General features: G+C 65.5%; 14 protein-coding genes. 13 read left to right on the forward strand and 1 reads right to left on the reverse strand.

The features are described from left to right. The first annotated feature begins 6 nt into the window (after positions 1 to 6). From BAU07_RS08310 to cysM, 7 genes are all read left to right on the forward strand, one after another. Positions 7 to 369 (forward strand): integration host factor subunit beta, encoded by a 363-nt coding sequence (locus BAU07_RS08310; protein WP_066655959.1) that lies wholly within the window; start codon positions 7 to 9, stop codon positions 367 to 369. 144 nt (positions 370 to 513) lie between these two features. Further along, positions 514 to 837, forward strand: coding sequence for a LapA family protein (locus BAU07_RS08315; RefSeq protein ID WP_066655961.1), 324 nt, complete (start codon positions 514 to 516; stop codon positions 835 to 837). A 63-nt stretch (positions 838 to 900) separates the two neighbouring features. Then, on the forward strand, positions 901 to 2,121 hold the full coding sequence (lapB, locus tag BAU07_RS08320; RefSeq protein ID WP_066655963.1) for a lipopolysaccharide assembly protein LapB: 1,221 nt from the start codon (positions 901 to 903) through the stop codon (positions 2,119 to 2,121). After that, a complete protein-coding gene (rfaE1, locus tag BAU07_RS08325) occupies positions 2,118 to 3,056 on the forward strand; it encodes a D-glycero-beta-D-manno-heptose-7-phosphate kinase (RefSeq protein ID WP_084025500.1) in 939 nt (312 codons plus the stop codon). The genes lapB and rfaE1 overlap by 4 nt, the downstream gene beginning before the upstream one ends. Then, entirely contained in the window at positions 3,053 to 4,042 is a 990-nt protein-coding gene (rfaD, locus tag BAU07_RS08330; RefSeq protein ID WP_066655969.1) for an ADP-glyceromanno-heptose 6-epimerase, read from the forward strand. Before rfaE1 ends, rfaD begins: the two co-directional genes overlap by 4 nt. 207 nt (positions 4,043 to 4,249) lie before the next feature. Next, a complete protein-coding gene (locus BAU07_RS26735; protein WP_232338268.1) occupies positions 4,250 to 4,774 on the forward strand; it encodes a ComEA family DNA-binding protein in 525 nt (174 codons plus the stop codon). Between the two features lie 75 nt (positions 4,775 to 4,849). Continuing rightward, the gene (gene cysM / locus BAU07_RS08340) at positions 4,850 to 5,761 is read left to right on the forward strand and encodes a cysteine synthase CysM (RefSeq protein WP_066655972.1); all 912 of its coding nucleotides are present in this window, start codon (positions 4,850 to 4,852) and stop codon (positions 5,759 to 5,761) included. On the opposite strand, the gene mltB is transcribed toward cysM, so the two are convergent. Then, positions 5,734 to 6,981 carry a lytic murein transglycosylase B gene (gene mltB, locus BAU07_RS08345; protein ID WP_066655984.1) on the reverse strand — a complete coding sequence of 416 codons (1,248 nt, stop codon included), beginning with the start codon at positions 6,979 to 6,981 and terminating at the stop codon, positions 5,734 to 5,736. The two genes, cysM and mltB, sit on opposite strands and share 28 nt — an antisense overlap. 10 nt (positions 6,982 to 6,991) lie before the next feature. On the opposite strand from mltB, the gene BAU07_RS08350 reads away from it, so the two are divergent. The 6 genes from BAU07_RS08350 (at position 6,992) to BAU07_RS08375 (ending at position 14,031) form a co-directional block, all read left to right on the forward strand. After that, positions 6,992 to 7,915, forward strand: coding sequence for a histone deacetylase family protein (locus BAU07_RS08350; protein ID WP_066655987.1), 924 nt, complete (start codon positions 6,992 to 6,994; stop codon positions 7,913 to 7,915). Positions 7,916 to 8,042: 127 nt separating this feature from the next. Further along, a complete protein-coding gene (locus tag BAU07_RS08355; RefSeq protein ID WP_066655989.1) occupies positions 8,043 to 8,792 on the forward strand; it encodes an electron transfer flavoprotein subunit beta/FixA family protein in 750 nt (249 codons plus the stop codon). 2 nt (positions 8,793 to 8,794) lie between these two features. Then, positions 8,795 to 9,724 carry an electron transfer flavoprotein subunit alpha/FixB family protein gene (locus BAU07_RS08360; protein ID WP_066655992.1) on the forward strand — a complete coding sequence of 310 codons (930 nt, stop codon included), beginning with the start codon at positions 8,795 to 8,797 and terminating at the stop codon, positions 9,722 to 9,724. 208 nt (positions 9,725 to 9,932) lie between these two features. Then, entirely contained in the window at positions 9,933 to 11,777 is a 1,845-nt protein-coding gene (locus BAU07_RS08365) for an acyl-CoA dehydrogenase (RefSeq protein ID WP_066655995.1), read from the forward strand. 137 nt (positions 11,778 to 11,914) lie between these two features. Continuing rightward, the gene (locus BAU07_RS08370; RefSeq protein WP_066655998.1) at positions 11,915 to 12,556 is read left to right on the forward strand and encodes a peroxiredoxin; all 642 of its coding nucleotides are present in this window, start codon (positions 11,915 to 11,917) and stop codon (positions 12,554 to 12,556) included. A gap of 434 nt (positions 12,557 to 12,990) precedes the next feature. Beyond that, positions 12,991 to 14,031, forward strand: a complete 1,041-nt coding sequence (locus tag BAU07_RS08375; RefSeq protein WP_084025502.1) for a sulfate ABC transporter substrate-binding protein — start codon at positions 12,991 to 12,993, stop codon at positions 14,029 to 14,031. Positions 14,032 to 14,040: the final 9 nt, after the last annotated feature.

The following is a 14,040-nucleotide window of genomic DNA, read 5'->3' on the forward strand; positions in this document are numbered from 1 at the left end:
GTCGTCGTGACCAAGTCGGAGCTTATCGCCGCCTTGGCGGCCCGCTATCCCCAGCTGGCCGCCCGCGATACCGATTACGCGGTCAAGACCGTACTGGATGCGATGGCCCAGGCACTTGCCTCGGGCCAACGCATCGAGATCCGCGGCTTTGGCAGCTTTTCGCTATCTCGCCGTTCTCCCCGTATCGGGCGCAATCCCAAATCGGGGGAACAGGTGCTGGTGCCTGGCAAGCAGGTGCCGCACTTCAAGGCAGGCAAGGAGCTGCGCGAGCGCGTCGACCTCGAAGGCAATGACGATGCATCGTCCTCGTCTTCGGGGGAAACCGTGGAAACCGCCGTCTCCGGCGTCAGCGCCCATGCGATGCTCTGACCCGGGCGAAGACGGCGGACCATACCGCTCTCCTTGCGCTCTGTAATTTCCGCGAAAAGGCCGCCGATCCGGCGGCTTTTTTTATCGGGTATCGAACTGGCTTGCGCTTACAATCTCGGTACTGAACCCTCTGGAGCATGTGTCATGCGCTATCTCGTCTGGGCGCTGCGATTGATCGTTTTCATCGCGGTGCTGATGTTCGCGCTCAAGAACACCAACCCGGTGGCGGTCAATTTCTATGGCGACTACATCATGCACGATGTGCCGCTCATCGTTGTCATGCTCGTCACTTTCGTGGTCGGCGCGATTTTTGGGCTGTTGCTCACCGTGCCGGCGGCCATGCGGCGTCGGCGCGAAGCCGTACGCCTGCGCCGCGAACTGGACCGCATCCAGGCCGCGGTGAACAACCAGCCCAATTCCGCCACCAACGTGCCGCCCGAAACCATCGCCCCCATGTCGCCGCTCTGATGCCCGTGGTCCCCGTTCCCGCCGTGTTGCCACGCGTACCCATTACCCTAGAGAGCGAGCGCCGTGGATTTTGAGCCCTGGTGGTTGATATTCGTCCCGTTGTTGTTCGCCCTGGGCTGGTTGGCCGCACGCTTCGATATCCGGCAGATGCTGTCCGAAACGCGCGTCCTGCCGGATTCGTACTTTCGCGGGCTGAACTTCCTGTTGAACGAGGAACCGGACCGGGCCATCGACGCCTTCGTCGAAGTGGCCAAGCTGGATCCAGAAACGACCGAACTGCACTTCGCGCTGGGCAGCCTGTTCCGCCGCCGAGGTGAAATGGAGCGGGCCATCCGCGTGCATCAAAGCCTGCTCAATCGCGCCGACCTGCCCGTGGCCGAACGCGAGCACGCGCAGCATGAGCTGGCGCAGGATTTCCTCAAGGCCGGCATGCTGGACCGCGCCGAAGCCGGCTTCAAGCAGTTGCGCGATAGCCGGTATTCCCTGCAGGCCCTGCGGTCTCTCATCCGCATCTACGAATCCGAGCACGATTGGCCGCGGGCCATTGAAGCCGTCAAGACCCTGCGTGGCCTGGTGGACGAGCCGGTGCCGCAGTTGGTGCACTATCACTGCGAGCTGGCGCAGCAGGCCCTGTCGGCTCAACCTCCCGATACGGACGCCGCGCAGACCGCCCTGGACGCGGCGGACCACGCCGCCGACGTCGCCACGGACGCAGCGACGAGCAGCAGGGGATCGCGCGTGCGCATCGCCATGCTGCGCTCCCGGCTGGCGGCACAGGAAGGGGATGGCAAGCGCGAGCGCATGCACCTGGAGTCCGTGCTTACCGACGAGCCCGAATATGCCGGGCTGGTCGCCGATGCACTGCTGGCCAGCTACAGGACCACGGGCGAACCCGCCGCCGTGCTGGACCTGTTGCAGAAGCAATACGCCAAATATCCTTCGCTGGATCTTTTCAATATCGTGTTCCGCGAACTGCGGACGCAGCAGGGCGCTGCCCCGGCCTGGGCCTTCGCCCGTTCCGCCTTGCGCCTGCACCCTTCGCTGCTGGGCCTGGACCGGCTGCTGGAGGCCGAACTGGCGGCACCTGGCGGTGACGGGGAAGTCAGCCCGGTGCCTGGGGCCGACCTCAGCCTGCTGCGCAGCCTGATCCACAAGCACACCCAGCGCCTCGATCGTTATGCCTGCCGCAGCTGCGGGTTTCAGGCGCGCCGCTATTATTGGCAATGTCCCGGTTGCAACGCATGGGAGACCTATGCCCCGCGCCGGTTGGAAGAACTGGAATGACCGTATTTCCTGTTGAAAAAATCAGGCGTTGCCGCGTCATGGTCGTCGGCGACGTCATGCTCGACCGCTATTGGTTCGGCGAGGTCGACCGCGTCTCGCCGGAGGCGCCGGTACCCATCGTCCGGGTCGCTCGCCGCGAGGATCGGCTGGGCGGTGCGGCCAACGTCGCGCGCAACATTGTCGCGCTGGGCGGGCATGCCACGCTGGTCGGTGTCGTGGGCACGGACGAGGCCGCCGAACGCATACACGCCCTGGCGCGCGATGCAGGCATCGCGCCGGGCCTGGTTGCCGATGCGCACCATCCCACCACGCTCAAGATGCGTGTACTGGGGCGCCAGCAGCAGCTATTGCGTGTGGATTTCGAGGAAGCGCCCGGTAGCGCGGCGCTGGACGCGCTGGATGCCGAATTCGCCCGACACCTGCAAGGCCACGACGTGGTGGTGCTGTCGGACTATGCCAAGGGTGCGCTGACCCGCGTGCCCGGCCTGATCGCGCAGGCGCGCAAGGCCGGCATTCCGGTGCTGGTCGATCCCAAGGGCGACCAGTATGGACATTACCGGGGGGCCACGCTGGTCACCCCCAACCGCAGCGAGATGCAGCAGGCCGTGGGCCGTTGGGCATCCGAGCAGGACCTCGCCCAGCGTGCCCAGGCGCTGCGCGCAGAATTGGATCTGGAAGCCCTGCTTGTGACGCGTTCGGAGCAGGGCATGACGTTATTCACCGATACCGGGCGCGAACACATCGATGCGCAGGCGCACGAAGTTTTCGACGTGTCGGGCGCGGGCGACACCGTGCTGGCCACCCTGGCCGTAACGCGCGCGGCCGGCATGCCGTGGGAACAGGCCATCCGCTGGGCCAACCGCGCCGGCGGCATCGTGGTCGGCAAGCTGGGAACCTCCACCGTCACTGCGCAGGAACTGGGAGATTTGTCATGATCGTCGTTACGGGAGCGGCAGGGTTCATAGGCAGCAACCTGGTGCGTGGGCTGAACCGGCGCGGCATCCAGGACATCATCGCGGTCGACGATCTGACGGAAGGCGACAAGTTCGCCAACCTGGTGGATTGCAGGATCGCGGACTACATGGACAAGGACTATTTCCGCGGGTTGGTGCGCGATCGCGCCTTGCCTCAGGTCCGTGCCGTGTTTCATCAGGGCGCCTGCTCCGATACGACCGAGCGCAACGGCAAGTACATGATGGACAACAATTACCGCGTCACGCTGGAGTTGTTCGACTATTGCCAGGCCGAATGCGTACCTTTCCTGTATGCGTCGTCCGCCGCGACCTACGGCGGTTCCTCGGTGTATGCCGAGGACCCAGCCAATGAACGGCCGCTGAACGTCTACGGTTATTCCAAGCTGTTGTTCGACCAGGTATTGCGTACCCGCCTGCATGCGCTGACCGCCCAAGCGGTGGGGTTGCGGTATTTCAACGTCTACGGACCCTACGAGCAGCATAAAGGTCGCATGGCTTCGGTCGCCTTCCACAACATGAACCAGTTCCTGGCGGAAGGCCATGTGCGTTTGTTCGCCGGCTGGGATGGCTATCCGGATGGCGGCCAGAGCCGAGATTTCATTTCGGTGGACGACGTGGTGGCCGTCAACCTGCACTTCCTCGACAACCCGCAATGCTCCGGCATTTTCAATTGCGGCACCGGGCGCGCGCAGCCGTTCAACGATGTGGCGATGGCGGTCGTCAATACGCTGCGCGAGGAACGCGGTGAAGCGGCGCTCGGCCTGGACCAGCTCGTCAGCCAGGGTTTGATCCGTTATATCCCATTCCCGGACGACCTCAAGGGCCGCTACCAGAGCTATACGCAGGCCGACACCAGTCGCCTGCGCGCGGCCGGATTCGACCAGCCCATGCGGGACGTGCAGACCGGCGTTGCCGAATACGTGCGCTACTGGCGCGCACGCAAGTAAGCGTATTTTCCCCGGCAGTCTTCTCACCCCCGTAGTTTCACGAGTGGACGGTTTCGTTCACTCGCGTCCCGCCACGGACAGCGACACGCGATGATGGTCCAGGCGTTTCCAGGGCGCGCCCCCGCGCCGCCTGCAACGCCGGCTGGCGATGCCATTTGGCAGCGCCATTCCCCAACGACCCCTTCACCACGCTGTCCGGAGGCTTCCATGAATCCCTTTCTGCATAACCCCGTGGCGCCCATCCAGGTGCTGTCCGCCCGTATGGTCGCGCCGCCCGCACGGCGGCCTCGACGATCGCGCTGGCCGCGCGCCATCGGTAGCCTGGCACTGGCTGCCGGTCTGTCGCTGGCCTCCATGCCGACCCGGGCGCTGGACGTGAACAGCGCCACCATCGAGCAATTGCGCGCCGTGCGCGGCGTGGGCCCAAAGACCGCGGAGACCATCGTCAAGGAACGCGAGCGTGGCGGCCGATTCGAATCGATGGAGGACCTGTCGGACCGCGTGCGGGGCATAGGCAGTCGCCGCGCCCAGGCGCTCGAGGCGGCGGGCCTGCGGGTGGAAAGCGGCGCGCCATCCGGGGGCTTCCGGGGCGATGCGGGCAGGGCCGGGGCTTCCGCTGTGCCGCCGTCGCCGCCGGGGGGGGCCGCTCCGGGCCGTCGAGGCGCGGAAGCGAGCAAGGAGGGCGGCAAGGACGCCAGGAACGGGCGGCAGCCGCCTCGCGGCACACGTTGATCGCCCTGTGTCCGTACCCATGGCGTTGACGCGGCCATCGGCACGGTATGTTTTTCGTGGCGTTATAGTGGCGACATGAAAACCGCCACCTATCCCACCGTCGAGCAGACCGTCGGCAATACGCCGCTGGTTCGCCTGCAGCGCATCCCCGGCAACGACAATGTCGAGCGGGGCAACCTCATCCTGGCCAAGCTGGAAGGCAACAACCCTGCCGGTTCCGTAAAGGACCGGCCGGCTCTTTCCATGATCCGCCAGGCCGAGGCGCGCGGTGAAATCAAGCCGGGCGACACGCTTATCGAGGCGACCAGCGGCAATACCGGCATCGCGCTGGCGATGGTCGCCGCCATGCGGGGCTACCGCATGATCCTCATCATGCCCGACAACCTGTCGGTGGAGCGGCGCGCGGCGATGACGGCCTATGGCGCGGAGCTGATCCTCACGCCCGCCGACAAGGGCGGCATGGAATACGCACGCGACCTGGCGACCGCCATGCAGAGCGAAGGTAAGGGCAAGGTGCTGGACCAGTTCGCCAATCCCGACAACCCACGGGCGCACATCGAGGGCACCGGGCCGGAGCTCTGGAATCAGACCGAGGGAGGCATTACCCATTTCGTCAGCGCCATGGGGACGACGGGCACCATCATGGGCGTGTCCACGTACCTGAAGTCCCGCAATCCGGCGATCCAGGTCATCGGCGCCCAGCCCGCCGAAGGGTCGCAGATCCCGGGCATACGCAAGTGGCCGGAAGCCTATATGCCGGCGATCTTCGAAAGTGGCCGCGTGGATGCCTACGAATACATCGTCCAGGCCGAAGCCGAACAGATGGCCCGCCGCCTGGCCGCGGAGGAAGGCATATTCGCCGGCATTTCCTCGGCCGGCGCGCTGATCGCGGCATTGCGCGTGGCGTCCCGCGTGGAGAACGCCACCATCGCCTTCATCGTCTGCGATCGCGGCGACCGCTACCTGTCTACCGGCGTGTTCAACTGAGCGGGGCGCGTCGCCACGGCGCGCATTCTTGCCTGTATGGCAGCCGCCAGGTCGGCGACCGAGGCGGCATAGAAATAACTGCGGTTGTACTGGGTCAAGGCGAAGAAATTGACGGTCGCCGTGCGGTACTCGGCGGTGCCGGCCGATTCTTCGGGCAGATCGATGACGCCCAGCATGCCGCGTTGCCAGTCGCTGTTATCGCTTGCCGTGCTGGCGATCGGTGCCGCCGTCGCGCCCGCGGCTTGCAGCTGCGGCCAGGTGCGGGTGGGGGCCAGGCCGCCATCCACCAGCGGCGCCGGATCGGCCGGCAGGGCCACCGGCGCGAAGACCGGAATGCCGCGCGCCCAGCCATGCTCCATCAGGAAGTTGCCCACTGAAAGAATGGCGTCGCGCGGGCTGTTCGCCAGGTCGATATGGCCGTCCCGGTCGCCGTCGATGGCATAGCGCATGATGCTGCCCGGCATGAACTGCGGCATGCCGATCGCGCCGGCGTAGGATCCCACGGTCTGCGCGTCCAGCCTGCCTTGCAGCGTCAACGTCAGGAAATCGCCCAACTGGTCCCGGAACATCTGGGCCCGCTCGGGTTTGGATGGGTCGGGATAATCGAAGGCCAGTGTAGACAGCGCGTCCAGCACGCGGAAGCTGCCCATATTGCGGCCGTACAAGGTTTCGACGCCGATGATGGACACGATGATGGATGCCGGTACGCCGAAGCGCTGTGCGGCCTGGTCCAGCGTGTCGGCGTTGTCCTGCCAGAATGTCATGCCCCAGCCGATCCGTTTGGGCTCCACGACGCGGGCCCGGTAGGTGAGCCAACTGCGCGAGATCTTGCGTCCGGGAGCCGGCGCGATCAACCGGGCCACCGCCGGACTGTAGCGCGCATCGGTCAGCACGCCGTTCAGCCGATCCAGCGACAGCCCGCGGGCCGCGGCAAGTTCTTGCATGTAAGCCAGTACGTCGGCGCGCATGCGTCCGTCGGGCGTGGCCACGGCCGAGCGCTGCGTCTCCGTAGTGTCGACGCCGCCCTCGCTGCCGATGGTGGACGCCGCACCTTGTTCGGGCGGCGGACCGATACGGAGCCGTGGCACGGAGGCATCGGCAAGGGCCCGCCCCTGGGTCCCCGGCGCGGGGGACGCGTCGGGTCGATTTTGCGCGGAGGAGCAGCCCGTCAGCAGGGCCGCAATAATGCCGAGTTGCAGTAAGTACCGCCAGATGAACATAATCTTCCCTATGGAGACCCTGTATCTTACCCACCCGTCCTGCCGCCTGCATGAAATGGGCGAGTGGCATCCCGAGTGCCCGCGCCGCCTGGATGCCATTTCGGATCAATTGCTGGCCAGCGGCATCATGCCGTACCTGGACGTGCGGGAGGCCGCCGCTGCGCCGCGCGCGGCCTTGTTGCGCGCGCACAGCGCCGCCTATGTCGATGGCCTTGCGGGAATGGTTCCCGCCGAAGGCCACCGGGCGCTGGACCCCGATACATCGATGAACACGCATTCCCTGGAAGCCGCGCTCCATGCCGCGGGCGCCGGCGTGCAGGCCGTCGATGCCGTGATGGCGGGCGCGGCGTCCACGGCCTTCTGCGCGGTGCGTCCGCCCGGGCATCACGCCTGCCGCGACCGCGCCATGGGTTTCTGCCTGTTCAACAACGTGGCCGTCGCTGCCCACCATGCCATGGCAGAGCACGGCCTCGAACGGATTGCCATCGTGGACTTCGACGTGCACCATGGCAACGGCACCGAGGACATTTTCGCGGGCGACGACCGCGTGCTGATGTGCGGCGTGTTCCAGCATCCGTTCTATCCCTATAGCGGAACCGACGCGCCGGCCGCCAACATGGTGAACGTGCCCGTGCCGGCGTACAGCGCCGGGCCGGTCGTGCGCGACATCGTTACCCGCCGGTGGATGCCGCGGCTGCAGGAGCACCGCCCGCAGCTCATCCTGATTTCCGCGGGCTTCGACGCGCACCGCGATGATGACCTGGGGCAATTGGCGTTGGTAGAGGCTGATTTCGCCTGGATCACCGCGCAGATCGTGCAGGTGGCCGACCGCCACGCGGACGGCCGTATCGTCAGCATGCTGGAAGGCGGCTACGATTTGTCCGCCCTGGGTCGCAGCGCCGTGGCCCATATACGGGAACTCGCGCGCCTGTAGCCTGCAGGGCGGCATGGCTGGGGTCCGGCCGTCCGGGCCCGCGCGAGCCAAGGTTGTAGAATCAATCGATTCCCCAAGCACTGCACGGCTCGCCGCGCACCATTCGATTATTTGTGGAGGCTGCTGGATGAAGGTCCTGGTTCCGGTCAAACGCGTGGTTGACTATAACGTCAAGGTACGCGTGAAATCCGATCAAACGGGCGTCGATATCGCCAACGTCAAGATGTCGATGAATCCGTTCGACGAAATCGCCGTGGAAGAGGCCACCCGGCTCAAGGAAAAAGGCACGGCGAGCGAAGTCGTCGCGGTGTCATGCGGTATCACCCAATGCCAGGAGACCCTGCGCACGGCGATGGCCATCGGGGCTGATCGCGGCATACTCGTGCAGACCGATGCGGAACTCCAGCCCCTGGCCGTGGCCAAGTTGCTGAAGGCCGTCGTCGACAAGGAGCAGCCGCAACTTGTCATCCTGGGCAAGCAGGCGATCGACGATGACGCCAACCAGACGGGCCAGATGCTGGCGGCCTTGCTCGACTGGCCGCAAGCCACGTTCGCCAGCAAGGTCGAAATTGCCGATGGCAAGGCAACCGTGACGCGCGAAGTCGACGGTGGCCTGGAAACGGTGGCCTTGAAGCTGCCCGCCATCGTGACCACCGACCTGCGCCTGAACGAGCCGCGCTACGTCACCTTGCCCAACATCATGAAGGCCAAGAAGAAAACCTTGGACACCATGACGCCGCAGGATCTGGGTGTCGACCCGGCGCCGCGCCTGAAGACGCTGAAGGTGGCCGAGCCGCCCGCGCGCAAGGCCGGCATCAAAGTGCCCGACGTGGCCGCGCTGGTGGACAAACTCAAGAACGAAGCGAAGGTGGTTTGAAGATGACGAACCTGGTTATTGCGGAACACGATAATGCCCAGCTCAAGGGCGCCACGCTGAACACGGTGGCCGCCGCCGCCCGCGTGGGCGGTGACGTGCACGTGCTGGTCGCCGGCAGCGGGGCCAAGGCCGTCGCGGACGAGGCGGCCCGGATTGCAGGCGTGTCCAAGGTATTGCTGGCCGACGCTCCGCATCTGGCCGATGGCCTGGCCGAAAACCTGGCGGCCCAGGTACTGGCCGTGGCCCAGGCCTACAGCCATATCCTGTTCCCCGCGACGGCCTCGGGCAAGAACGTCGCCCCGCGCGTGGCGGCGAAGCTCGACGTGGCGCAGATCTCCGACATCACGGCGGTCGAATCGCCCGACACCTTCCAGCGCCCGATCTACGCGGGCAACGCGATCGCCACCGTTCAGTCGGCCGATCCGGTCAAGGTCATCACCGTCCGTACCACCGGCTTCGATGCGGTGGCGGCGCAAGGCGGTTCGGCGCAGGTCGAAACCATCGCCGCGGCGGCCGACGCCGGTGTGTCGTCCTTCGTGGGGCGCGAATTGGCGAAGAGCGATCGTCCCGAGCTGGCGGGAGCCCGCGTCGTGGTGTCCGGCGGCCGCGGTCTGGGCAGCGCGGAAAACTTCAAGATCCTCGACCCGCTGGCCGACAAGCTGGGCGCGGCGCTTGGGGCCTCGCGCGCGGCGGTGGACGCGGGTTACGCGCCCAACGACTGGCAGGTCGGGCAGACCGGCAAGATCGTCGCCCCGCAGTTGTATGTGGCGGTGGGGATTTCCGGCGCCATCCAGCATTTGGCCGGTATGAAGGACTCCAAGGTCATCGTCGCCATCAATAAGGATGCCGAAGCGCCCATCTTCGGCGTGGCCGACTATGGCCTGGTGGGCGATTTGTTCCAGGTCGTGCCGGAACTGGCCAACGCGCTTTAATATCGACTGGCGCGGCGTCCGCTGTCGCGGACGCGCACAACGGTCGCCCTTTCGGGTGGCCGTCCGGCATACAGGCGGGCTGGCATGGCATCCGTTGTCGGGCTGCGTTCGGTTCGCAGCACCACGTCGGCGTCGGGCTGGGCCCGCCGTGCCTCTTCCGATCCCGGGGGCGCGCGTGCTGGCCCGACCGGGCCATCGAGGAGACGATATGAGCTACCAGGTACCGCTGGCGGATATCCGCTTCACCCTCAAGGAACTCGCGGGGCTGGACGACGTCCTTGCACTGCCCGGATACCAGGATGCATCTGCCGATCTGGTGGACGCCGTCCTGCAGGAAAATGCCCGTTTTGTGGAGCAGGCAGTCGCGCCGCTCAATCGCGGCGGTGACCGCGAGCCGCCGCGCTGGCGCGACGGCGTTGTCACCACCAGCCCGGGCTATGTCGATGCCTTTCGCGATTACGCGGCTGGCGGCTGGCAGGGTTTGCAGCATCCGCCCGCCTGGGGCGGCCAGGGGCTGCCCAAGCTGGTGGCCGCCACCGCCAACGAAAGCATCAATTCGGCGTGCCTGGCGTTTTCCCTGTGCCCGCTGTTGACCGACGGCGTCATCGAGGCGCTGCTCAGCGTCGGCAGCGATGCGTTGCGCCAGGCCTATGTGCCCAAGCTGGTGTCGGGCCAGTGGACCGGCACCATGAACCTGACCGAACCGCAGGCGGGATCCGATCTCGCGCAGGTCGTCACGCGGGCGGTGCCGCAGCCCGACGGCACCTACCGGCTGACGGGCCAGAAGATTTTCATCACCTATGGCGAGCACGACATGGCCGAGAACATCGTCCATCTGGTGCTGGCCCGCACGCCCGGCGCGCCTGCGGGCGTCAAGGGGATCTCGCTGTTCGTGGTACCCAAGTTCCTGCCGGACGCCGAAGGACGCGTGGGCGCGCGCAACGATGTCTGGTGCGCCTCGCTGGAGCATAAGCTCGGCATACATGGCAGTCCGACAGCGGTCCTGATCTACGGTGCCGGCAAGGGCGACGTGGGCGAGGGCGCCATCGGCCATTTGGTCGGGGAGGAAAACCGCGGCCTGCAGTACATGTTCATCATGATGAATGCCGCCCGTTTCGCCGTCGGCCAGCAGGGCGTGGCGATCTCCGAACGCGCGACACAGCAGGCGCTGGCATATGCGCGCGAACGGGTGCAGGGGCGTGCGGTGGAAGGGTCGCCCGGCCCGGTTACCATCGCCCACCACCCCGATGTCCAGCGCATGCTGTTGACCATGCGGGCATTGACCCAAGGCGGACGCGCGTTGTCGTATGTGGCCGCGGCGGCCTGCGACATGGCGGGCCATCACCCGGACGCCGAGGTGCGCGCGCGCAACCGCGCTTTCTACGAATTCCTGGTCCCTGTGGTCAAGGGCTTCTGCACGGAATCGGCAGTCGAAGTGGCTTCGCTGGGCGTGCAGGTGCACGGCGGCATGGGCTATATCGAGGAAACCGGGGCCGCACAGCATTATCGGGACGCTCGCATCCTGCCTATCTACGAAGGCACCACGGCCATCCAGGCGAACGACCTGATCGGCCGCAAGTTGCTGCGCGATGGCGGAGAGACGGCACGGCGCACGCTGCAGGCCATGCGCGCAACGCTCGATGACCTGGAGGCGGCGGCATCGGCGGCCTCCGGCGACGAGGCCCAGGGCTACAGCCTGATGCGCGCCAATCTGGCGCAGGCCATGCAGGCGCAGCAACAAGCCCTGGAGTTCATGGCGCGCACGGCCATGGGCAATGTGCGGGCGGTCTTCGCGGGCAGCGTACCTTTCCTGATGCTCACGGGCGTGCTATGCGCGGGCTGGCAGATGGCGCGGGCGGCGGTGGCCTGCCAGCGGCATCTGGCCGCTGCCGATGGCGCCGCGTCGGAATGGCCGCGTCAGTTCCTGCAGGCCAAGCTGGCGACGGCGCTTTTCTACGGCGCCCACATCCTGCCGCGCGCCGCCGCGTTGTCGTCGGCGGTGCAGGCCGGTACGGTCGTCGACGCCTGCGCCCGCAAGGCGGATATTGCATAAGGTTATATATATTGCCTACTATCGGGCGTGGATGTTTGGTGCGAGAATTCCTGGCTGAATCGCGCGCCGGGGGAGGCGTCCATTCTCGAAAGGCCGGGCTGCGACCGGTGTTTCTCCACCTGAAAAAAGGACCTATCATGGGACAACTTCGCCTGGGCGATACCGCCCCCGATTTCGAACAGAAATCCTCCATCGGGCCTATCCGTTTTCACGAGTACCTCGGCGACAGCTGGGGCGTTCTCTTTTCGCATCCCGCCGACTTCACACCCGTTTGCACGACCGAACTCGGCTACACCGCCAAGCTGGCGGACGAGTTCGCCAGGCGCAAGGTCAAGGTGCTGGCGCTGTCGGTGGACCCCGTCGACTCCCACACCCAGTGGATCGACGATATCAACGAAACCCAGGGCACCACGGTCAACTTTCCCATCCTGGCCGACGAGGACCGCAAGGTTTCCGAGCTCTATGACATGATCCACCCGAATGCCAGTGCGACGGCGACGGTGCGTTCGGTATTCATCATCGATCCGGCGAAGAAGGTGCGGCTGATCATTACGTATCCGGCCAGCACCGGTCGCAATTTCAATGAAATATTGCGCGTCATCGATTCGCTCCAGTTGACCGACAGCCATAGCGTGGCGACCCCCGTCAACTGGCAGGACGGTGACGACGTCATTATCGTGCCCTCGCTCAAGGACGAAGAAGTCATCAAGCAGAAGTTCCCCAAGGGGTATAAGGCGGTCCGGCCTTACCTGCGTATCACGCCGCAGCCCAACAAGTAGGAAGCGAGCCGGCCAGCGGCGTGCCATCGGCGCGCCGGACCGGCGGCGAGGCGACGCGCCTGTCCACAGATCCGCATCATGCATAACGCCCCCGTCGGGGGCGTTATGCGTTCATGGCGGCGTTGCCGCACAGGGTCCTTCATTGGAGGGACCGGATGCAGGAATTTGATTCTGGCGTCTGATGCAATGGTCTGCTGCAAGGGTCCGCTGCAGGGCTCCGACGCAGGGATCCGAGGGAGATCTGATGCAAGGATCGCCGCCGGGCGGTCGCCGCACGCTGCCATACAACGGCGGCGTAATAACCAAACAAGTACTTCTTCGTTGGGCCCGCGCGGGCTTGCCTGCACAATGCCGGCTCACACGCACGATGCCGTGCCGGCGGCGTGTGGTGATCCGCTACTACGCCATGCCGGCACAATGCAGGAACAACGAAGATGGCCCACGATCCGCATAAACGGAGTTTTCTCAAGCATGCCGCGTCCCTGGCGGCGGCCGGCTTCGCCACGCAGTGGCTGGGCGCGGGCGCGTATGCGCAGCGGGCTCCGATCGAATTGTTGAACGTATCCTACGATCCCACGCGCGAGCTTTACGCCCAGTACAACGCGCTCTTCGCCAAATACTGGAAGGCGCAGAGCGGGCAGGACGTGGTGATCAAGAACTCCCACGGCGGATCGAGCAAGCAGGCTCGCAGCGTGATCGATGGCGTGGATGCGGACGTCGTCACCCTGGGCCTGGCCCCCGACATCGATGCGCTTGTGGAGCATGGCGGACTGGTGAAGCCGGGGTGGCAGGCCAGGCTGCCGGAAAATTCAGCGCCTTATACATCGACCATCGTCCTGCTGGTCCGCAAAGGCAACCCTCGCAACATCCGGGACTGGGATGACCTGGCGAAGTCCGGCGTCTCGGTCATCACTCCCAACCCCAAAACCTCGGCCGGCGCCCGCTGGAACTACCTGGCGGCCTGGGAGTTCGCGCGGCGCAAGCACGGTGGTGAAGCTGGCGCGCGGGATTTCATTGCATCGCTCTATCGCAATGTGCCGGTACTGGATTCCGGCGCGCGTGGTTCGACCATCACGTTCGCGCAGCGCGGCGTTGGCGATGTTCTGATCTCCTGGGAAAACGATGCCTTCCTGGCATTCAAGGAGTTCGGTCCCGGCGAATTCGAAATCGTTGCTCCCAGCCTCAGCATCCTATGCGAGCCGACCGTCGCGGTCGTGGACAAGAATGTCGACCGCAAGGGCACACGTACCGTCGCCGAGGCTTATCTGCGTTATTTGTATTCCGATGAGGCGCAGGACCTCATTGGACGCAATTACTACCGGCCGACTGCCGAAAAGGCCAGGGCGAAATACGCGTCGCAATTCCCTGCCATCGATCTTGTGACTGTCGACCGCGACCTTGGCGGTTGGGCGGCCATCAACAAGAAACACTTCGCGGACAACGGAATATTCGATCAGATTTATGTCAGCAGGTAGTCGCCTGGC

The organism is Bordetella flabilis (assembly GCF_001676725.1).
Lineage (GTDB): Bacteria > Pseudomonadota > Gammaproteobacteria > Burkholderiales > Burkholderiaceae_B > Bordetella_C > Bordetella_C flabilis.